The organism is Pseudomonas sp. FW305-28, from assembly GCF_017351395.1.
Taxonomy (GTDB): Bacteria; Pseudomonadota; Gammaproteobacteria; order Pseudomonadales; family Pseudomonadaceae; genus Aquipseudomonas; species Aquipseudomonas fluorescens_AA.
Map to the genome: position 1 here is coordinate 56,981 of NZ_JACNDD010000004.1, position 20,525 is coordinate 77,505.

The following is a 20,525-nucleotide window of genomic DNA, read 5'->3' on the forward strand; positions in this document are numbered from 1 at the left end:
GGCCGTTGTCGAATTCATCACCCTAAGGAGATCAACCCCCATGGCAATTGATATCGGTATCAGTGAAGAAGACCGCAAGTCCATCGTCGACGGGCTTTCGCGCCTGCTGTCGGATACCTACGTGCTGTATCTCAAGACCCACAATTTCCACTGGAACGTCACCGGGCCGATGTTTCGGACCCTGCACCTGATGTTCGAGGAGCAATACAACGAACTGGCCCTGGCGGTGGACCTGATTGCCGAGCGAATCCGCGCCCTTGGCTTCCCGGCCCCGGGTGCCTACTCGGTGTATGCACGCCTGTCCTCTATTAAGGAAGAGGAAGGCGTGCCGGCTGCCGAAGACATGATCCGGCAACTGGTCGAGGGCCAGGAAGCGGTGACGCGTACGGCCCGTGGCATCTTTCCTTTATTGGACAAGGTCAGCGACGAGCCCACGGCCGACCTGCTGACCCAGCGCATGCAGGTTCACGAAAAGACCGCGTGGATGCTGCGGGCGCTGTTGGAAAACTAATAGCGCGCGCGTTGTATGTTGTGGCGAGGGAGCAAGCGCCCTCGCCACAAGGGCGATATCGCCTGCGCACCGGGTGTAGGACGGCGTAATTCGTCGCAGGCCTGCTGTTGGCTTGTCCTACGTCCATGGTCATAAAGTCGTCTGGAACTGGCGATGCCGTTGAGCTTCCATAGAGCCACAGATGGGTTGTTCCAACCCAGAGGCTCGTATGGCAAAGGAGTGTCAACGGTATGATTCAAGGAAAAGAACCCGGGGAAGGGCGGCTGGGGCGTTTTCAGCCCATCAGCGTCGACCCGTTCATCCGGGGGTTCGATATGCAACTGGCCCGGCCCTTGGCCCGATCCATTCGCCTGAACGGGTTCGCCACCTGTCTGCGGCTGGAACAGGTCTATTGGGATATCCTCGGTGACATGGCCGAGCTCAACCGCTGCTCCATCAGCACGTTGCTGTCCCATGTGGACAGGGAAGTGCACCTGCGCCATGGCGGGGTGCGCAATTTCAGCGGGCTGGTGCGCGTGGTCTGCGTGGTGCACAGTTTGAAGGAAACCGGGATGGATCATGGTGCGGCGTAGGCGCTGCCGAAGGCTGCGATCTCTTGATCTTGATCTTCTGCTTGGCAATGACTGTGCGGTCTTACGGCTGCACAGGCCGCATTTAATGGATATAATCCCGCTCTTTGCCGCAAAGCCCCGCCTTTGCGCGTGTAACCTGATCGCCGAGACAACCCCATGCCGATGTACGACTATCAATGTGCTTCCTGTGGTCATCAGATGGAAGCCATTCAAAAGATCAGCGCGGCACCGCTGGTCGACTGCCCTGCCTGCCAGGCGCCGGAACTGAAAAAGATGCTCTCCATGCCTGGTTTCCGCCTCGGCGGCACGGGCTGGTATGAAACCGACTTCAAGACCGGCGCCAAGAAGAACCTGGCCGGTGGCGACAAAGCTGATTGAGTTGAATACGCGCGAGTTCTTGCACGGGCAGGGCCTCCAACCGAATGTCGAATTACGAGAAGTGAAACCACTACCATGATGCGCAGCCATTATTGCGGCCAACTGAACGAAAGCCTGGAAGGTCAGGAAGTTACTCTTTGCGGATGGGTCCATCGTCGCCGTGACCATGGCGGGGTGATTTTCCTCGATATCCGTGATCGTGAAGGCCTGGCCCAGGTGGTGTTCGATCCGGACCGCGCTGAAACCTTCGCCACCGCCGACCGCGTGCGCAGCGAATACGTCGTCAAGATCACCGGCAAGGTGCGCCTGCGCCCGGCCGGCGCCGGCAACGCCAACATGGCGTCGGGCATGATCGAAGTGTTGGGCTACGAGCTGGAAGTGCTCAACGAGTCGGAAACCCCGCCGTTCCCACTCAACGAATACTCCGACGTGGGCGAGGAAACCCGCCTGCGCTACCGCTTCATCGACCTGCGTCGCCCGGAAATGGCCGAGAAGCTGCGCCTGCGTTCGCGCATGACCACCAGCATCCGTCGTTACCTGGACGAAAACGGCTTCCTCGACGTCGAGACGCCGATCCTGACCCGCGCCACGCCGGAAGGCGCCCGCGACTACCTGGTGCCGAGCCGTACCCACCCCGGCAGCTTCTTTGCCCTGCCGCAGTCGCCACAGCTGTTCAAGCAACTGCTGATGGTGGCCGGGTTCGATCGCTACTACCAGATCGCCAAGTGCTTCCGCGACGAAGACCTGCGTGCCGACCGTCAGCCTGAGTTCACTCAGATCGACATCGAGACCAGCTTCCTCGACGAAAAAGACATCATGGGCCTGACCGAGGGCATGATCCGCAACCTGTTCAAGGAAGTGTTGGGTCTGGAATTCGGCGAGTTCCCGCACATGACCTTCGAAGAGGCCATGCGCCGCTACGGTTCCGACAAGCCGGACCTGCGCAACCCGCTGGAACTGGTGGACGTGGCCGATCAGCTCAAGGACGTCGAGTTCAAGGTGTTCAGCGGCCCGGCCAACGATCCGAAATGCCGTATCGCGGCCCTGCGTGTTCCAGGCGGCGCCAGCATGCCGCGCAAGCAGATCGACGATTACACCAAGTTCGTCGGTATCTACGGTGCCAAGGGCCTGGCGTACATCAAGGTCAACGAGCGCGCCGCCGGTGTCGACGGCCTGCAATCGCCCATCGTGAAAAACATCCCGGAAGCCAACCTCAATGTGATCCTCGATCGCGTGGGTGCGGTTGACGGCGACATCGTGTTCTTCGGCGCCGACAAGGCCAAGATCGTCAGCGAAGCCCTGGGCGCGCTGCGCATCAAGCTGGGCCACGACCTGAATCTGCTGACCTGCGAGTGGGCACCGATGTGGGTCGTTGACTTCCCGATGTTCGAAGAAAACGATGACGGCAGCTTCTCCGCGCTGCACCACCCGTTCACCGCGCCGAAGTGCTCGCCGCAAGAGCTGGAGGCCAACCCGGCCACCGCCCTGTCGCGCGCCTACGACATGGTCCTGAACGGTACCGAACTGGGTGGCGGTTCGATCCGTATCCATCGCAAGGAAATGCAACAGGCGGTGTTCCGCCTGCTGGGCATCAACGAAGCCGAGCAGGAAGAGAAGTTCGGCTTCCTGCTGGATGCGCTGAAATACGGTGCACCGCCCCATGGTGGCCTGGCCTTCGGCCTGGACCGCCTGGTGATGCTGATGACCGGCGCCCAGTCGATCCGTGAAGTGATCGCGTTCCCGAAAACCCAGAGCGCGGCCGATGTCATGACCCAGGCCCCGGGCGTGGTGGACGCCAAGGCGTTGCGCGAGTTGCACATCCGTCTGCGTGAACAGCCAAAGGCTGAGTAAGGCTGGCACCTGAGAGGGCGCATCTTCGGATGCGCCTTTTCATTGGGGTCGATATTTCTGATTGCCGGCCACTGCCCACGCGCAGGGCGGGCAATGTTCCAAAGAGAAACGGAGCGAGTTATGGCAGGTCATTCCAAGTGGGCGAACATCAAGCACCGCAAAGAACGTCAGGATGCCAAGAGAGGCAAGATCTTCACCAAGTGGATCCGTGAGCTGACGGTCGCGGCCCGCCAGGGTGGCGGCGATCCGGGTTCCAACCCGCGTCTGCGCCTGGCCCTGGACAAGGCCTTGGGTGCCAACATGAGCCGCGACATCATCGACCGGGCCATCGCCCGTGGCGCGGGTGCGACCGAGGCCGACAACGTTGAAGAACTGACCTACGAAGGGTATGGCCCGGGCGGCGTGGCGGTGATGGTCGAATGCATGACCGACAACCGCAACCGTACCGCTGCCGCCGTGCGTCACGCGTTCAGCAAATGTGGTGGCAACCTGGGCACCGACGGCTCGGTGGCCTATCTGTTCGAGCGCAAGGGGCAAATCAGCTTCGCCCCGGGCCTCGATGAAGATGCCCTGACGGAAGCGGCCCTGGAGGCCGACGCCGATGATGTGGTCAGCCATGAAGACGGCTCGTTCGACGTGTTCACGTCGTTCGCCAGCTTCTATGCCGTGCGCAATGCCCTGGAGGCGGCCGGTTTCAAGCCCGCCGACGCGGAAATCGTCATGCAGCCGACCACCAGTGCCGAACTGGACCTGGAAGGCGCCGAGAAGGTGCTCAAGCTGATCGACATGCTGGAAGACCTGGATGACGTGCAGAACGTTTATTCCAATGCCGATATTCCGGAGTCTGTCGCTGAACAACTCGGCTGATGGCTTCTATTTAACTGCACGAATGCCAATGTGGGAGCGAGCTTGCTCGCGATAGCGATATTCCAGTCAGCACTGTGCTTGCCGACCCGATGCCATCGCGAGCAAGCTCGCTCCCACAGGTCTGGTCAAATCCTCTTCAAACCGCAGGCGCTATGACTTTAATCCTTGGTATCGACCCAGGTTCGCGCATCACCGGCTACGGTGTGGTTCGCGATACCGGGCGCGGCTGCGTGTACGTCGCCTCTGGTTGCATCCGCACCGGTGCGGGTGAACTGCATGAGCGCTTGCAGATCGTTTATCGCGGCGTGCGCGAAGTCATCCAGACCTACGGCCCGGTGACCATGGGCATCGAACGGGTCTTCATGGCGCGCAACGCCGATTCGGCCCTGAAGCTGGGGCAGGCCCGGGGCGCGGCCATCGTGGCTGGCGCCGAGGAAAACCTGGAGATCGCCGAGTACACCGCGACCCAGGTCAAGCAGGCGGTCGTCGGCACAGGGGCGGCGAACAAGGAGCAGGTGCAAATGATGGTGATGCACCTGTTGAAACTGGTCAGCAAGCCGCAAATCGACGCCTCCGACGCCCTGGCCATCGCCATTTGCCATGCCCATACCCGTTCCAGTCTGTTGCCCCATGGCCTGGGGACTGCACGCAGTCGTGGCGGGCGCCTGCGTCTCTGATAGCATCAGCGCAATCTTCGTGAGCCCGAGCATCTTGCGCCTGTGTCGTCGGCCTTCCTGCCCGGGCTGTTACTCGCCAGCCCGCGGGCTGGCCAACACCCAAGGATCTGAAACGTGATTGGACGCTTGCGCGGCACCCTGGCTGAAAAACAGCCGCCGCACCTGATTCTGGATGTAAATGGCCTGGGTTATGAGCTGGAAGTGCCCATGACCACGCTGTATCGCTTGCCGTCGGTCGGCGAGCCGCTGACCCTGCACACCCATTTGGTCGTGCGCGAGGATGCGCAGTTACTCTATGGTTTCGTCGGCAAGCGCGAGCGGGATTTCTTCCGCGAGTTGATCCGTCTCAATGGCGTCGGCCCGAAACTGGCACTGGCCTTGATGTCGAGCCTGGAAGTCGACGAGCTGGTGCGCTGCGTGCAGTCCCAGGACACCTCGGCGCTGACCAAGGTGCCGGGGGTGGGCAAGAAAACCGCCGAGCGCCTGCTGGTCGAACTCAAGGACCGCTTCAAGGCCTGGGAGGCGGTGCCGGCGATGTTCGCCTTGGTGCCGAACCAGCCGGACGCGCCGGTGCCGGCGGTCAGCGCCGAAAACGATGCGGTCACTGCGCTGATCTCCCTGGGCTACAAGCCGCAGGAGGCCAGCAAGGCGATTTCCGCCATCAAGGAAAAAGGCCTGAGCACCGAAGACATGATTCGCCGTGCCCTGAAGGGAATGATTTAAGTGATTGAAGCTGACCGTCTGATCGCCGCCACGGGTGCCCCCCGTGACCGCGAGGAAATCCAGGACCGCGCGATTCGTCCTGTCAGCCTGGCCGACTACATCGGCCAACCGACCGTGCGCGAGCAGATGGAGCTGTTCATCCAGGCTGCCCGTGGGCGCAGCGAGTCGCTGGACCACACCTTGATCTTCGGCCCGCCGGGCCTGGGCAAGACCACCCTGGCCAACATCATTGCCCAGGAAATGGGTGTCTCGATCAAGAGCACGTCGGGGCCGGTGCTTGAACGGCCGGGCGACCTGGCGGCGTTGCTGACCAACCTTGAGCCCCATGACGTACTCTTCATCGACGAAATCCATCGGTTGTCGCCGATCGTCGAGGAAGTGCTGTACCCGGCCATGGAAGATTTCCAGCTCGACATCATGATTGGCGAAGGGCCGGCGGCGCGTTCCATCAAGCTGGACCTGCCGCCCTTCACCCTGGTGGGTGCCACCACTCGTGCCGGCATGCTGACCAACCCGCTGCGGGACCGTTTCGGTATCGTCCAGCGCCTGGAGTTCTACAACAACGCCGACCTGGCGACGATTGTCAGCCGTTCGGCGGGCATCCTCGGGTTACCGCTGGACCCGGACGGTGCTTATGAGATCGCCCGGCGTGCCCGGGGGACGCCGCGGATCGCCAACCGCTTGCTGCGCCGGGTCCGGGATTTTGCCGAAGTCCGGGCCAAGGGCCACATCACCAAGCCGATTGCCGACCTGGCGCTGAACCTGCTGGACATCGACGAGCGTGGCTTCGACCACCAGGACCGGCGCCTGCTGCTGACCATGATCGAGAAGTTCGACGGTGGCCCGGTGGGCGTGGACAGCCTGGCGGCGGCCATCAGCGAAGAGCGCCACACCATTGAAGATGTGCTGGAACCGTACCTGATCCAACAGGGCTATATCATGCGCACGCCTCGTGGGCGCGTGGTGACCCGCCATGCTTATCTGCACTTTGGCTTAAACATCCCGACACGAATGGGCGAGATGCCGGTGGTAGACGAATTCCTCGATGCCGTGGACGATTGAACGAGCTCTGTACGCCGACTTTTTTCGGGTTCGTGCTGTCCCAGACGAAGCCCGGAGCGTCAATGCGTTCGAGAATGAAAAAACAGTTGCCTGGCCGATTGGCAACCTGAGGAGTAAGCACTAGAGTATGCGCGCGCAAAACGGGCTGGAGTCGTTCGCACATCGCTGTCGCGTTTATTACGAGGACACCGATGCCGGCGGCATCGTCTACTACGTCAATTACCTCAAGTTTATGGAACGGGCTCGAACCGAACGGCTGCGGGAACTGGGTTTTGCCCAATCCGCGCTGGCAGGGGAGGACCTGTTATTCGTCGTGCATTCCAGCGAAGCGCGTTACCACGCGCCGGCGCGACTGGACGACGAACTGGTGGTAAGTGCCGATGTCATCGAATTGAACCGTGTCAGCCTGCGCTTCAAGCAGCAGGTCAGGCGGGCTACGGATAACGTGCTGCTCTGCGAAGGGCAGTTTTTGGTGGCCTGTGTGCGCACCCATAGTTTGAAACCCCGGGCCATTCCCGAAGCTCTACGTGCGGCCTTTGCCGGCGTGAGCGGCGCGGGTACACACTCAGAGCAGGAGATAAAGCGTGGAAGCTAACGTCGTCGACCATTCCTCCATGTGGAGCCTGGTCAGCAATGCCAGCGTCGTGGTGCAACTGGTAATGCTGACCCTGGTAGCCGCATCGGTGACCTCATGGATCATGATCTTTCAGCGCAGCAACATGCTGCGCGCCGGTCGTCGTGCCCTGGAGAGCTTCGAAGAGCGCTTCTGGTCCGGCATCGACCTGTCCAAGCTCTATCGCCAGGCCGGCAGCAACCCGGACCCGGACTCGGGCGTCGAGCAGATCTTCCGTGCCGGCTTCAAGGAGTTCTCTCGCCTGCGCCAGCAGCCGGGCGTCGACCCTGAGGCGGTGATGGAAGGTGTGGCCCGTGCCATGCGCGTCGCCATTTCCCGCGAGGAAGAAAAGCTCGAACAGGGCCTGTCGTTCCTGGCCACCGTTGGTTCGGTCAGCCCGTACATCGGTCTGTTCGGCACCGTGTGGGGGATCATGAACTCCTTCCGTGGCCTGGCTTCCGCCCAGCAAGCGACCCTCGCCACCGTGGCCCCGGGCATCGCCGAGGCACTGATCGCCACCGCCATCGGTCTGTTCGCGGCCATTCCAGCCGTTATCGCCTACAACCGCTTCGCTGCCCGCAGCGAGATGCTGACTGGCCGTTACTACACCTTCGCCGATGAATTCCAGGCGATCCTGCACCGTAAAGTGCACACCAGCGAAGAATAAGCAGGTATTTCCCAATGGCTTTAATCGCTCGAGCCCGAAAAAAGCGCAAGCCGGTCGCCGAGATGAACGTGGTGCCCTACATCGACGTGATGTTGGTGCTGCTGGTCATCTTCATGGTGACTGCGCCCATGCTCAATCAGGGCGTGAAGGTCGATCTGCCCAAGGTTTCCAGCGAAGCCTTGCCGCAGGACAACAACACCCAGGTACTGACCATTTCGATCAAGGCTGACAAGACCTACTACTGGAACCTTGGCAGTGAAGTGGATACCGAGAAGCAGCAGGACCGGGCCATGACCTTGCCGCAGATGACCGATGCGGTGACCAAGATCATTCGTGTCGGCAACGATGCCGGCAAGCGCACGCAAGTCTTCATTCGCGGCGACAAGACCGTCGACTACGGTGCCGTGATGGGCGCCATGGGCGGCCTGCAGAAAGCCGGGGTCGGTAATGTTGGCTTGATCACCGAGGCCCCCTGATGCAGCAACAGCGAGAGCCGTCCGCCTCGGAAAGCTACTTCTGGCCCAGTGTCCTGGCCATCGGCCTGCATGTGCTGGTGTTCGGCATGCTGTTCGTCAGTTTTGCCATGACCCCGGAGTTGCCGCCGGCCAAGCCGATCGTGCAGGCGACGTTGTACCAGCTCAAGTCGAAAAGCCAGGCTACGACCCAGACGAACCAGAAGCTTGCCGGTGAGGCGAAGAAGTCCGCCGCGCGCCAGACTGAAGTCGAGCAGATGGAACAGAAGAAGGTCGAGCAGGAAGCGATAAAGGCCGCGGAACAAAAGAAAGAGGAAGCGGCTCAAAAGGCCGAGGAAGCCAAGAAGGCCGATGAGGCGAAAAAAGCGGACGAGGCGAAAAAGGCTGATGAAGCCAAGAAAGCCGACGAAGCGAAGAAAACCGCCGAGGCCAAAAAGGCAGAAGAGAAACAATTGGCTGATATAGCCAAGAAGAAAGCCGAAGAAGAAGCCAAGAAAGCCGCTGAAGAAGAGGCCAAGAAAGCGGCCGCTGAAGAAGCGAAGAAAAAGATCGTCGAGGACGCCAAGAAGAAAGCGGCCGAAGACGCCAAGAAAAAAGCTGAAGCTGAAGAGGCGAAAAAGAAAGTCGCCGAAGACGCGAAGAAGAAAGCCGCCGCCGACGCCGCCAAGAAAAAGGCCCAGGACGCAGCGCGTAAGTCCGCCGAAGACAAAAAGGCCCAGGCCTTGGCAGATTTGCTTTCCGACACGCCGGAGCGCCAGCAGGCCTTGGCCGATGAGCAGGGTGATGAAGTTGCCGGCAGCTACGATGATCTGATTCGCGCCCGGGCGGCAGAAGGCTGGGCTCGTCCACCTTCGGCGCGCAAAGGCATGACGGTAGTATTGCAAATCGGCATGTTGCCCGACGGTACGGTTACCTCGGTCAGCGTCGCCAAGTCCAGTGGTGACGGTCCGTTCGACGCTTCGGCGGTCGCAGCGGTCAAGAACATTGGGCGTTTGACGGAAATGCAAGGAATGAAACCGAGCGACTTTGCTCCCTATCGTTCATTCAAGATGACATTCACACCTGAGGATCTAGCCTTGTGAGAAACCTTCTTCGAGGAATGCTTGTCGTTATCTGCTGCCTGGCAGGGATAGCGGTAGCAGAGGAAAAGAACATTCTGGTCACCAGCGGCAGCGACCGGGCGACCCCGATCGCCGTCGTACCGTTCGGCTGGCAGGGCGGTAACGTCCTGCCGGACGACATGGCGGAAATCATCGGCAACGACCTGCGCAACTCGGGTTACTACGCGCCGATTCCGAAACAGAACATGATCAGCCTGCCAACCCAGGCCAGCGAAGTCATCTACCGTGACTGGAAGGCCCTGGGCGCCCAGTACATCATGGTCGGCAGCATCGTTCCGGCCGGTGGTCGCCTGCAGGTGCAGTACGCCCTGTTCAACGTCGCCACCGAGCAGCAAGTGCTGACCGGCAGCGTGTCGGGCAGCGTCGATCAACTGCGCGACATGGCGCACTACATCGCCGACCAGTCGTTCGAGAAACTCACCGGCATCAAGGGCGCGTTCTCCACTCGCATGCTCTACGTGACGGCCGAGCGCTTCTCCGAGAACAACACCCGCTACACCCTGCAGCGTTCCGACTATGACGGCGCCCGTGCGGTGACCTTGCTGCAATCGCGCGAGCCGATCCTGTCGCCGCGCTTCGCCCCCGATGGCAAGCGCATCGCCTATGTCTCGTTCGAGCAGAAGCGTCCGCGTATTTTCGTGCAGCACATCGACACCGGTCGTCGCGAGCAGATCACCAACTTCGAAGGCCTGAACGGCGCACCCGCCTGGTCGCCGGACGGCTCGCGCCTGGCATTCGTGCTGTCCAAGGACGGTAACCCGGACATCTATGTGATGAACCTGGCCTCGCGCTCGATCTCCCGCGTCACCAACGGCCCGGGCATCAACACCGAACCGTTCTGGGGCAAGGATGGCTCGACCATCTACTTCACCTCCGACCGCGGTGGCAAGCCACAGATCTACAAGACCAGTGCCGGTGGTGGCGGTGCCGAGCGCGTGACCTTCGTCGGTAACTACAATGCCAACCCTAAACTGTCGGCGGACGAAAAGACCCTGGTGATGATCCATCGCCAGGACGGTTTCACCAATTTCAAGGTGGCGGCCCAGGATTTGCAGCGCGGTAGCGTAAAAATCCTCACTGATAGCACTCTGGACGAGTCACCTACTGTTGCGCCCAACGGCACCATGGTAATCTACGCCACCCGCCAGCAGGGCCGGGGAGTCTTGATGCTCGTGTCCATTAATGGACGCGTGAGGCTCCCGCTTCCTACCGCTCAAGGCGAAGTCAGAGAACCGTCCTGGTCCCCTTACCTGAACTGACGCGGCGCAATACGTTTTACTTAACACACTGGGGTTCATTAGGAGTTTCACGATGGAAATGCTGAAGTTTGGTAAATTTGCTGCGCTGGCTCTGGCCATGGCTGTAGCTGTAGGTTGCTCGTCCAAAGGCGGCGACAATGCCGGTGAAGGCGCTGTTGATCCAAACGCTGGTTACGGCGCTAACACTGGTGCAGTTGACGGCTCCCTGAGCGAAGAAGCTGCTCTGCGCGCAATCACCACCTTCTACTTCGAATACGACAGCTCGGACCTGAAGCCAGAAGCCATGCGCGCTCTGGACGTTCACGCCAAAGACCTGAAGTCGAACGGCGCTCGCGTTGTTCTGGAAGGCAACACCGACGAACGTGGTACTCGTGAGTACAACATGGCACTGGGCGAGCGTCGTGCGAAAGCCGTTCAACGCTACCTGGTACTGCAAGGTGTTTCCCCAGCTCAGCTGGAACTGGTTTCCTACGGCGAAGAGCGTCCAGTTGCCACCGGCAACGACGAGCAGTCCTGGGCTCAAAACCGTCGCGTCGAACTGCGTAAGTAATTCGTCATGCGAACGTGCCGTCGTGCTGTAACTGTTCTGGCTCTCAGCCTCGCGCCGCTTGCGGCGTGGGCTGCGGTTCCTGTGGTCGATAACGATGCCGGCTATAACAATAGCGGGAGCAGCTATCCGCCTGCAGGTTACGGTACGAACGGCGCCTATGCCGGGGGAGGGGTTTCGGCCCCTGTCTCGGCACAGGGCCAGCTGTTCAACCAACTGCAGCAAATGCAGGATCAGATCTCGCGCCAACAGGGTGTGATCGAAGAACTGCAAAATGATATTTCGCGCATGAAGCAGGAAAGCCTGGAGCGATACCAGGATCTTGATCGGCGCATAGGATCCGGCGTTGCACCTGCCGCGACTCCTGAGAATTCTCCAGCCGGTGGCGACTTGAACGCCCCCGGTGCAGCCGCAGGCGCGGGGGCGGCTGCTCCAGCAGCACCTGCCGCCGGTGGCGAGCCGGCTGATCCGGCGAAGGAAAAGCTCTATTACGATGCTGCCTTCGACCTGATCAAGGCCAAGGATTTCGACAAGGCCAGCCAGGCTTTTGCCGCTTTCCTGCGCAAGTACCCAAACAGCCAGTACGCGGGCAATGCCCAATACTGGCTGGGCGAAGTGAACCTGGCCAAGGGCGACCTGCAAGGTGCCGGCCAGGCGTTCGCCAAGGTTTCGCAGCTGTATCCCAAGCACGCCAAGGTGCCGGATTCGCTGTACAAGCTGGCTGACGTCGAACGCCGTCTCGGTCACGCTGACAAGGTGAAAGGTATTCTGCAGCAGGTGGTGGCCCAATATCCGGGGACATCCGCCGCTCAGTTGGCCCAGCGTGATCTACAACGCATGTAAGCCGGTTTGACCTGTTTTGAAGAAACCCGCGCCTGTCGCGGGTTTTTTCGTTAGAATTCACGCCCTTTTTATGAAACACGCTTTTTGGGATCTGCGCGTTGGCGGGGTTCCTTGAAGTGCCTGACGGAGGCGGACAGCCTGTTTAGCTGTTACGCCCGTGGCGACTATGCAAGACACATTGAGAATCACCGAAGTTTTTTACTCGTTGCAGGGTGAAACGCGAACGGCTGGGCTGCCCACGGTATTCGTGCGCCTCACCGGTTGTCCGTTGCGTTGCCAATACTGTGACAGCGCCTACGCCTTCAGTGGCGGCACCGTGCGAACCCTCGACGATATCCTGGAGCAAGTGGCCAGTTATCGTCCGCGTTATGTCTGTGTCACGGGCGGCGAGCCCTTGGCGCAACCCAACGCCATCCCCTTGCTCAAGCAGTTGTGTGATGCCGGTTACGAGGTTTCGCTGGAAACCAGCGGCGCCCTGGATATCTCGGCCGTCGACCCGCGCGTCAGCCGCGTCGTGGACTTGAAAACCCCAGGCTCGAAGGAAGCGCACCGCAACCGCTATGAGAATATCGAACTGCTGACGCCCAACGATCAGGTCAAGTTCGTGATCTGTTCGCGGGAGGATTACGACTGGGCCGTGTCCAAGTTGATCCAGTACGGGCTCGACCAGCGGGCCGGCGAAGTGCTGTTGTCTCCGAGTCATCACGATTTGAGCGCCCGGGATCTGGCGGATTGGGTGGTGGCGGATAACTTGCCGGTGCGCCTGCAACTGCAGCTGCATAAATATCTTTGGAACGACGAGCCGGGGCGCTGAGATGACTGAACATTCGAACATGGCTGAAAAACGTGCGGTCATCCTGTTGTCCGGTGGCCTGGATTCGGCCACGGTCGTGGCCATGGCCCGTGCCGAAGGCTACCGCTGCTACACCATGAGTTTCGACTATGGCCAGCGCCACCGCGCTGAGTTGCACGCCGCGCAACGGGTTGCCCGGGACTTGGGCGTGGTGGAACACAAAGTGATCGGCCTGAACCTCAACGGCATCGGTGGCTCGGCCCTGACCGACAGCTCTATCGACGTGCCCGAGGCGCCTAGCGAGGGCATTCCGGTGACCTATGTGCCTGCGCGTAATACGGTGTTCCTGTCCCTGGCGTTGGGGTGGGCTGAAGTGCTGGGCGCCCGTGACATTTTCATTGGCGTCAATGCCGTGGATTATTCCGGCTACCCGGATTGCCGTCCTGAGTTCGTCGAAGCGTTCGAGCGCATGGCCAATCTGGCGACCAAGGCCGGCGTGGAAGGGCAGGGTTTCCGCATCCAGGCGCCGTTGCAGAATCTCAGCAAGGCCGACATCGTCAAGGCGGGCGTGAAGCTTGGCGTGGACTACGGGCTCACCGTTTCCTGCTATCAGGCCGACGATCAGGGCCGCGCTTGCGGCAAATGCGACAGCTGCCGCCTGCGTGCAGAAGGCTTCACTGCGGCGGGTGTGAGCGATCCAACCCGTTATTTTTGATTTATTTCAAATTAAGTGTTGAATAGTCCTTAGAAATCAGTATTATACGCGCCACCACACAGCGGGTCGTTAGCTCAGTTGGTAGAGCAGTTGGCTTTTAACCAATTGGTCGTAGGTTCGAATCCCACACGACCCACCATTTTTAGCTGTTTTAAAAGTCTGGAAGGCCCACGAAAGTGCGGATTTCCGGATTTTTTTTTGCCTGATGAAAAGTCAGAGCCTGAACCGCTCGACGACTCGAGCGGTTCTCGGCGGATTTAAAGCAGGCCGTCCTCGGCACAAACCTTGATGATCTGTTCGCGAAACCAGCTGTTGGCGCTGTCCTGGCTCGGTTTTTCGCTCCACATCATGTCCAGCGTGAAGTTCGGTAGACCTGCCGGTGGGCGACGGTGGCCGAACGTGTTCTCGTCGCAGGTCAGCGCTTGGATGCGTCGAGGCAAGGTCAGGATGAAGTCGGTACCGGCGATCATGTTCAATGCCGCTACGTAGCTGTTGGCTCGAGCGACAATTTGGCGGTTATAGCCTTGCCGGGCGAGCCATCCATCGATCATGTTGGTGTCGGATGTCCAGGGTGTCGGAAAAACATGCTGGCAGGCGACGAACGTTTCCAGGCTGAACGCCTCTTCCGACAATGTGAAGTTCTTATCGACTACACAAACCAGTTCATCTTCCAGTAGTACTTGCGAACGCAGTCCCTTGACGCCGCGATGGAAGTTCGGGCCGAAACAAATAACCAGATCGAAGCGACCCTCCATCAACTCATCGGCTGGAATGTCCCTGTGAAACTTGGTGATATTAATGATGACCGGGAAGCGGCTGCCAATAAAGCGCTTGACCAGTTTAGGCAGGATGAGGAGTTCAAAGTATTCCGGTGCGCAGACATTGAAGGTTATCTCTTTCTGGGTCGGATCGAATGCCGGAATACCAGAGTGGCATGTGTTTATTATCTTGAGGATACTAAGTATGTGAGGGTACATGGCCGTGGCTTTGCTTGTCGGCAACATGCCACTACGGGTATTAACAAAAAGTTCATCTTCGAAGCTCGTACGCAGCTTCTTCAGGCAATAGCTTACGGTTGACTGGCTGACACACAGGGCTTCGGATACCTCGGTGACGCTGCTTTGCTCATACACCGCGACAAACACCATCAAGTCCTGCATATCCAGCTTTCTAAGCATATTACTATTGAGCATAAGATCCTTCTTTGGCGCATTCCGTTGGCTAGCATCCCCGGTTTTTATGACAGGAACGTTTATTTATATATTAGCGGAAGCATTTTATTTTTTAAATGGCCTGTAGGAAATTTCCCCAATATGCTCGCCTCGCTTTTTGTAGAAATCCTGTACATGGACGGAGGAGGACGATATGCAAATACGTGTCGCGGAAACTAAGACACCGTTATGGGTGCAAGCCACAGAAGTTGTAAGGGATAAATTTCGCAGTTCTTATTCGGCCTCGGTTGAACCGAATCCGCAGTACTTTGCGGTTACTCAGGATCCGGCGGATCGTATTCTTGCCTGCGCCGGTATTACTTTCGCCGATCACCGGATACTGTTTTCCGAGCAATACCTGACGCAACCCATCGACGAGATTTTGTCTCAGCGTTTCGAGAAAACCATCGAGCGCTCGAACATTGTCGAAATCGGCAACCTGGTCTCCCATCACCTGACGGCCGGAATGATTCTGGTCAACATGATTCCGTTGTTGGCCTGGTGCATGGGCGGGCATTACCTGTTGTGCACCGTGACACCTCGCGTCCGGCAAATGATGGAAAGTTGCCAGATCGATTTCGAGCCCCTGCTGACCGCAGACCCAACGCGCCTGGCCGACGACGGCGGCAAGAATTGGGGAAGCTATTACGCCAAGTTGCCCGTCACCGGTTTCATCCGGGTCGACCCGCAACGTTCACGGTTTGCCGCCATGACGCTCAATACTTCATTCACTCAACTGCCCGGCGACGTCATGGCGAGGGCGCAGCCATGAGCGGCGGGTTTATCACTCAGCTACAACGGGCGTTGCAAGACAATCGCCAGGCCGTCTGTGCGGTGGACTGGTTGGATTCAGGCACGGAGTCGGTGACGCTGACCTACGGCGAACTGGAGCACCGGGCCCTTAACCTGGCAGCCGAACTGCAGCGACGCTTCCCGGAGCCGGCCTATGGCGATCGTGTGGTGTTGGGGATTGCGACGCGCAACAGCAGCGACTGGCTGGTCGCCGACCTGGCCTGTCTGTTCGCCGGGATCACCGCGTTGCCGCTGCCGCTGGCGTTCAGCCAATCCCAGGCCGAACACCTGGCATCACGCTGCGATGGATTTCTGGTGGATGCGGCAGGGCAGCGAACGCTGGCGCAGCGCTGGAAGCTGAATTTTGCCGACAGTCGCCTGCGCCGCCTCAACGAGCCGGTGATCGAACAGCCTTTGCTGCGGCTGCCGGACGGCGAGGGTGACTGGATCTGCAAGATCATTCACACCTCGGGCACCACCAGTCGGCCAAAGGGGGTGCGCCTGAGCAGCCAGGCAGTCGGCACGGTGCTCGCCTCGTTGCGCCAGAGCATGCCGGTCGGTGCTCATCGCCGTTACCTGTCGCTGGTGCCCCTGAGTCTGCTGCTTGAGCAAGTCACCGCCGCCTACCTGCCACTGTTGGCGGGCGGCACCGTGCACTTCCTGCCGGCGGACGAACCGTTGCTCGGCGAGCCAGGGGCGTCGGCACAGCGCCTGGTCGACTGGATCCTGCGAGTCCAGCCAACGGCCCTGACGGTGCCGCCGGTCATGATCAATCGTTTCCTGGAACAATTGAACGAAGGGGGCGAGCAGGGCGAGCGGCTGGCGCGTTACCTGCAATCGGGCGCGCATATCACCTGCGGCGGCGCGGCGGTGAGTATCGATGCCCTGCGCGGCCTGGCTGAGCAAGGCATTGAGGTATACCAGGGCTATGGGCTTTCGGAGAACGCGTCGGTGGTCAGTGTGAACACCTTCGAACAGCAACGTCTCGGCAGCGTTGGCAAGCCGTTGCCCCATGTCCAGGTGCGCATCGGCGCCGACCAGACCATCGAGGTCAAGAGCAGCTCGCTGTTCAGCGGTTACTCAGGTACGGACCCGAGTGCCTGTTCCATGTCGGACGACGGCTGGATGGACACCGGTGACCTGGGCGCGCTGGATGCCGATGGCTACCTCTATGTGCACGGGCGCAAGAAGAACGTGATCTGCCTGCCCAATGGCCGCAACGTCAGCCCCGAGCAGGTTGAACTGGAGTATCGCAAATACCCCGGCGTGAGCGACGCCGCGGTGTTTTTCGATGAGCAGCACGGTCTGGTGGCGTTGCTGTGTGTCGAGTCGACACCGGCGCGCGATGAACTGCTCGCCTGGTCGGCGGGGCGCTTCTCTGATATCGAGCGCCCGAACCGGCTCTGGTTGTTGACCCAGGACGACCCGTTGCTCGAGCAACTCTACACCGTTACGGGGCGGCCGAAACGCGCCGATATCGCTACGACTTTTTCCACGCTGCAAAGGAATGCATCCAATGAGCACACCTGCCTTTCACTTTGAGAACCCGGACGTCTCCATCGTCGAGTCGCGCCACTTCGCCAGCCTGGGCAAGGCTGAGTTGTATGAGTTGCTGGGGCATTACGGCGTCGTACTGTTTCGCAACTGTATTCACAACGCCGAGGATTTCAGTGCCTACGTGAAGCAAAACAGTTCGCGGTTGAGCCTGGACCCAGCCCGGGTCATGGTCGGCGGCGCGGCGCAATTGGTGGACGCCGGGCGCCAGGCGGTTGGCCTGCACTGCGAAAATGGCAACTCACCGTTCTGGCCGGACATGACCTGGTTCTATTGCCAGGAAGCACCGCGCAAGGGTTCGCAAACCACCCTGTGCGATGGCGAACGGGTGCTGGAGAAACTGTCCCCAGGCTGCCGCACGTTCTTTGAAGAAAATCCGATTCGCTACAGCCGCACCGTGGCGGGGGAGAAATGGCGCCGGCTGGTCTGTCATTACTCGCCAACGTTGTCGGATCCGGCAGCCGTCGTGATCGAGGATCTGTTGCAGATCATCGGTGAGGACCCGCAAACCCTGATTTCCTTCAACCCGGCCGATGACTCGATCCATTACGCCTTCAGCACGTCGGCGATCCTGACGTCCCCCTTCAGCCAGCGTCCGGCCTTTGCCAACAGCATTCTGGGGCCTTCCTTCAATTACGAGGCGCCGGTCATCGACACGGTGTCCGGGCAGCCGATCCCAGCCGGGTTCCTGGCTGAAATCGCTGAGGTTTCCGCCCAATACACCTACCCGGTTGGCTGGCGTGACCACGACATGGTGATGATCGATAACCGTCGGGTCATGCACGGTCGGGAAACCATCGTCGATGAGCGTCGACGCATTTTCAACGCCTTGAGCTATCGCTGAGAGAGTCTATGAAAAACAACAAACAGATTATCGGCGGGCAGTACGAGACCTACCTCGACGGCGAGGGTCGGCAGATCATTGACCTGACCGGCGGGTTTGGCTTCCAGGTGCCGCCCGTGATCGAGGCGGTCACTCGCCAGGCAGAGATCATGGGCCTGTCCAATCGGGTGCTGATGTCCGAACCGCTGATTGCCTTGTGCCGACGCCTGGCCGAGCTGCTGCCCGCCCCGCTGGCCAGCTCTTATGTGTGCAGCTCCGGCGACGAAGCGTTCGAGGGCGCCTTGAAGTTGTGCAAAGGGCTCAAGCCCAAGGGCAACACCATCGTGTTCATCCAGGGCGGCGACTACGGTTCGCTGACTTACGGACGCTGCCTCAATGCCGCGCAAGGTGACCTGGGTGTCCAGACGTTCCTGGGGTTCAAGCGGGTGGCGATCCGTCACTTGGCTGACCTGGACACGGTGGACTGGAATGATTGCTTCGCGGTGTGCCACAGCAATACCCGCACGGATGCAAACGGCCGGTTGCAATTGCTCGATGCCGATTTGATCGAGCAATTGCATGCTCGCGCGGCAAAAGCGTCGGCACCGGTCATCGCGGTCGATACCCACAGTTGCCTTGGCAGCCTGGGTTCGCTGTTCGGCTTCCAGCGTTATCGTCCTATTCCGGACATCGTTGTACTCGGCGGCCCCCTGGGCGGCAGTGCAATTCCCATCGGCACCTATACCTGCAGCGAACACATGGCCTGGCAGGTCTATGGGCGCAGCAGCCCGGCCAAACACGGCAGCACCACTGCCGGTAATCCCATGGCCTGTGTGGCAGCCCTGGCCGCGCTGGATTACGTGCAAGCCCACGACTCGCCCCGGCACTGTCAGGAAAACGGCCAGTACCTGGCACAAGCCCTGGCGTCATTGGGGGCTGTGGCTGTCGGTGCCTGGGTCAGCTTGCCGCTGGCCGACGACCTGCAACCGGCCGTGCTGTGCGAGGCGCTTTACCAGCAGGGGGTCTATGTCAGTACGCCCCGTGGCCGCGAAGTGATTTTGCGCTGCCCGATCACTGCACGCCCCGAGCAGATCCAACGTGCCGCACTCATCATCAAGGAGACGTTAAGCCATGTCCTTACTCAGGCCGCATGAACAATTGCTGGACGATTGCCAGCGCCACTGGAGTGCGTCGGCGGCCAAGTTGTATCGCCTTGGCAAGACCACTGTCGAACAGCAGACCGATGGCATCCACGTCACTGACCACACCGGCAAGCGCTTCATCGACTGCGCGTGCAGCTACGGGGTGTTTATCGTCGGGCATCGCAACCCGATGGTGCGTGAGCGGGTGCAGGCGCAACTGAATCAACTGGCCTGGGTGCCGGAAGGCCGGCGCCATCCGCTGCAGGACACCTTGTCCGAGCGACTGTGCCAGTTGGTGCCGGGGGAGTGGGGCGACGTGCAATTCATGGTCTCGGGCGCCGAGGCCGTCGAGCAGAGCCTGCGCTATGTGCTGCGGATCCAGCCTAAACGGCGTGGCATCGTGGTGATGAGCGGCTCCTACCATGGCAAGACCCTGGCGGCGATGAGCATCCTGGGCCAGCAGCAGAACCATGGCAGCTATGGTATCGATCCTCCCGACGTGACCTGTGTGCCCTACGGTGATTTCGCCGCGTTGCAGAAGGCCGTGGGCGAAGGCGTGTGTGCGGTGTACGTCGAGCCGATTCTGGGCGGGGCTCATTTGCAGGTGCCGCCGGTGGGCTACATGGCCAACATCCGGGCCCTGTGCGACGCCACCGGCACCCTGTTGGTGGCCGATGAAATCCAGACCGGTTTCGGTCGCTGCGGCAAATGGTTCGCCGTGCAATACGATGACGTGGTGCCCGACATCATGATCCTTTCCAAGGGCTTGACCGGCGGCTATACCTCGTTTGCCTGTGCCATGTACAGCCAGCGCCTGGCCACCCAGTACCCCCTCAGTGATATCGAGCCGGATACGCGCACCAACGGCGGGCACCCGGTCGCATGCGCGTCGGCGCTCGCGGCCATCGATTACATCGAACAGAACAACCTGGTGGAGCTGTCCCGGGTCAACGGCGGCGTGTTGCGCCACGGCCTGCAACGGTTGGCCCTGCGCTATCCGCACATTGTCGAAGACGTCCCGGGCGTCGGCTTGATGACAGGCCTGCGTTTGCGTGGCTCAGTCTATGAAGCCTTGGTGAGCATGGAATTGGGTAAGCGTGGCGTGCATGCCGGGCATTCGATGAATGAGAAGGCCGAACGCCCGGTGCTGCGCTTCTATCCGCCGTTGAATATCGAACCCGAAGCGTTGCGGCATGTGCTGGCGATGATCGAAGAGGCCCTGGAGGCCATCGACCAACGTCCGGCCCTGGCGGTGAAGGCGTTTTCCCTGGTGGTGCGCAATATGTATCAGTTGCCCAACAAGTGGTTGCGCAGCAAGGAGGCGTCGTGAG

The 20,525-nt window shown here is 60.3% G+C and carries 23 protein-coding genes and 1 tRNA gene; 23 read left to right on the forward strand and 1 reads right to left on the reverse strand.

All coding sequences use genetic code 11. The features are described 5' to 3' along the window. Positions 1–40: 40 nt before the first annotated feature. The 18 genes from J4E53_RS02050 (at position 41) to J4E53_RS02135 (ending at position 13,811) form a co-directional block, all read left to right on the forward strand. Positions 41–511 carry a Dps family protein gene (locus J4E53_RS02050; protein ID WP_060740897.1) on the forward strand — a complete coding sequence of 157 codons (471 nt, stop codon included), beginning with the start codon at positions 41–43 and terminating at the stop codon, positions 509–511. A 230-nt stretch (positions 512–741) separates the two neighbouring features. Next, a complete protein-coding gene (locus tag J4E53_RS02055) occupies positions 742–1,083 on the forward strand; it encodes a ribbon-helix-helix domain-containing protein (RefSeq protein WP_060740898.1) in 342 nt (113 codons plus the stop codon). Positions 1,084–1,239: 156 nt separating this feature from the next. After that, a complete protein-coding gene (locus J4E53_RS02060; RefSeq protein ID WP_003178589.1) occupies positions 1,240–1,461 on the forward strand; it encodes an FmdB family zinc ribbon protein in 222 nt (73 codons plus the stop codon). 75 nt (positions 1,462–1,536) lie between these two features. Continuing rightward, positions 1,537–3,312: an aspartate--tRNA ligase gene (gene aspS / locus J4E53_RS02065; RefSeq protein WP_060740899.1), complete on the forward strand. Its 1,776-nt coding sequence runs from the start codon at positions 1,537–1,539 to the stop codon at positions 3,310–3,312. A 120-nt stretch (positions 3,313–3,432) separates the two neighbouring features. Continuing rightward, a complete protein-coding gene (locus J4E53_RS02070) occupies positions 3,433–4,179 on the forward strand; it encodes a YebC/PmpR family DNA-binding transcriptional regulator (RefSeq protein ID WP_018614256.1) in 747 nt (248 codons plus the stop codon). A 152-nt stretch (positions 4,180–4,331) separates the two neighbouring features. Then, complete coding sequence (gene ruvC / locus J4E53_RS02075; RefSeq protein WP_014339919.1) at positions 4,332–4,856, forward strand: crossover junction endodeoxyribonuclease RuvC; 525 nt, start codon at positions 4,332–4,334, stop codon at positions 4,854–4,856. A gap of 114 nt (positions 4,857–4,970) precedes the next feature. Then, a complete protein-coding gene (gene ruvA / locus J4E53_RS02080) occupies positions 4,971–5,579 on the forward strand; it encodes a Holliday junction branch migration protein RuvA (RefSeq protein WP_053124616.1) in 609 nt (202 codons plus the stop codon). Then, entirely contained in the window at positions 5,580–6,641 is a 1,062-nt protein-coding gene (ruvB, locus tag J4E53_RS02085; protein ID WP_003178599.1) for a Holliday junction branch migration DNA helicase RuvB, read from the forward strand. It begins immediately after the preceding gene. Positions 6,642–6,768: 127 nt separating this feature from the next. Further along, the gene (gene ybgC, locus J4E53_RS02090) at positions 6,769–7,236 is read left to right on the forward strand and encodes a tol-pal system-associated acyl-CoA thioesterase (protein WP_003205037.1); all 468 of its coding nucleotides are present in this window, start codon (positions 6,769–6,771) and stop codon (positions 7,234–7,236) included. Next, on the forward strand, positions 7,226–7,921 hold the full coding sequence (tolQ, locus tag J4E53_RS02095) for a protein TolQ (RefSeq protein ID WP_014339916.1): 696 nt from the start codon (positions 7,226–7,228) through the stop codon (positions 7,919–7,921). Before ybgC ends, tolQ begins: the two co-directional genes overlap by 11 nt. A gap of 23 nt (positions 7,922–7,944) precedes the next feature. Then, positions 7,945–8,397 carry a protein TolR gene (gene tolR / locus J4E53_RS02100; protein WP_161798348.1) on the forward strand — a complete coding sequence of 151 codons (453 nt, stop codon included), beginning with the start codon at positions 7,945–7,947 and terminating at the stop codon, positions 8,395–8,397. Beyond that, positions 8,397–9,476, forward strand: a complete 1,080-nt coding sequence (gene tolA / locus J4E53_RS02105; RefSeq protein ID WP_003205033.1) for a cell envelope integrity protein TolA — start codon at positions 8,397–8,399, stop codon at positions 9,474–9,476. The genes tolR and tolA overlap by 1 nt, the downstream gene beginning before the upstream one ends. Continuing rightward, positions 9,473–10,774, forward strand: a complete 1,302-nt coding sequence (gene tolB, locus J4E53_RS02110) for a Tol-Pal system beta propeller repeat protein TolB (protein WP_060740900.1) — start codon at positions 9,473–9,475, stop codon at positions 10,772–10,774. Before tolA ends, tolB begins: the two co-directional genes overlap by 4 nt. A 52-nt stretch (positions 10,775–10,826) precedes the next feature. Beyond that, the gene (gene pal, locus J4E53_RS02115) at positions 10,827–11,324 is read left to right on the forward strand and encodes a peptidoglycan-associated lipoprotein Pal (protein ID WP_003205029.1); all 498 of its coding nucleotides are present in this window, start codon (positions 10,827–10,829) and stop codon (positions 11,322–11,324) included. A gap of 6 nt (positions 11,325–11,330) precedes the next feature. Next, positions 11,331–12,164: a tol-pal system protein YbgF gene (ybgF, locus tag J4E53_RS02120; protein ID WP_060740901.1), complete on the forward strand. Its 834-nt coding sequence runs from the start codon at positions 11,331–11,333 to the stop codon at positions 12,162–12,164. A gap of 166 nt (positions 12,165–12,330) precedes the next feature. After that, complete coding sequence (gene queE, locus J4E53_RS02125; protein ID WP_103308634.1) at positions 12,331–12,978, forward strand: 7-carboxy-7-deazaguanine synthase QueE; 648 nt, start codon at positions 12,331–12,333, stop codon at positions 12,976–12,978. A 19-nt stretch (positions 12,979–12,997) separates the two neighbouring features. Continuing rightward, on the forward strand, positions 12,998–13,672 hold the full coding sequence (gene queC / locus J4E53_RS02130; protein WP_162491257.1) for a 7-cyano-7-deazaguanine synthase QueC: 675 nt from the start codon (positions 12,998–13,000) through the stop codon (positions 13,670–13,672). 63 nt (positions 13,673–13,735) lie between these two features. Then, positions 13,736–13,811 (forward strand) — tRNA-Lys (locus tag J4E53_RS02135). A gap of 118 nt (positions 13,812–13,929) precedes the next feature. On the opposite strand, the gene J4E53_RS02140 is transcribed toward J4E53_RS02135, so the two are convergent. Continuing rightward, on the reverse strand, positions 13,930–14,865 hold the full coding sequence (locus tag J4E53_RS02140) for a LysR family transcriptional regulator (RefSeq protein WP_103308633.1): 936 nt from the start codon (positions 14,863–14,865) through the stop codon (positions 13,930–13,932). A gap of 172 nt (positions 14,866–15,037) precedes the next feature. Here J4E53_RS02140 and J4E53_RS02145 point away from each other — a divergent pair, with 172 nt between their 5' ends. From J4E53_RS02145 to J4E53_RS02165, 5 genes are read left to right on the forward strand one after another with little or no spacing between them, the layout of a single operon-like run. Then, positions 15,038–15,655, forward strand: a complete 618-nt coding sequence (locus J4E53_RS02145; RefSeq protein ID WP_060740904.1) for a thermostable hemolysin — start codon at positions 15,038–15,040, stop codon at positions 15,653–15,655. Continuing rightward, a complete protein-coding gene (locus tag J4E53_RS02150) occupies positions 15,652–17,217 on the forward strand; it encodes an AMP-binding protein (RefSeq protein ID WP_103308632.1) in 1,566 nt (521 codons plus the stop codon). Before J4E53_RS02145 ends, J4E53_RS02150 begins: the two co-directional genes overlap by 4 nt. After that, positions 17,192–18,073 (forward strand): TauD/TfdA family dioxygenase, encoded by an 882-nt coding sequence (locus J4E53_RS02155; RefSeq protein WP_103308631.1) that lies wholly within the window; start codon positions 17,192–17,194, stop codon positions 18,071–18,073. The genes J4E53_RS02150 and J4E53_RS02155 overlap by 26 nt, the downstream gene beginning before the upstream one ends. Before the next feature lie 8 nt (positions 18,074–18,081). Then, positions 18,082–19,206, forward strand: coding sequence for an aminotransferase class III-fold pyridoxal phosphate-dependent enzyme (locus J4E53_RS02160; RefSeq protein WP_103308630.1), 1,125 nt, complete (start codon positions 18,082–18,084; stop codon positions 19,204–19,206). Continuing rightward, complete coding sequence (locus tag J4E53_RS02165; protein WP_103308629.1) at positions 19,184–20,524, forward strand: aspartate aminotransferase family protein; 1,341 nt, start codon at positions 19,184–19,186, stop codon at positions 20,522–20,524. The genes J4E53_RS02160 and J4E53_RS02165 overlap by 23 nt, the downstream gene beginning before the upstream one ends. Position 20,525: the final 1 nt, after the last annotated feature.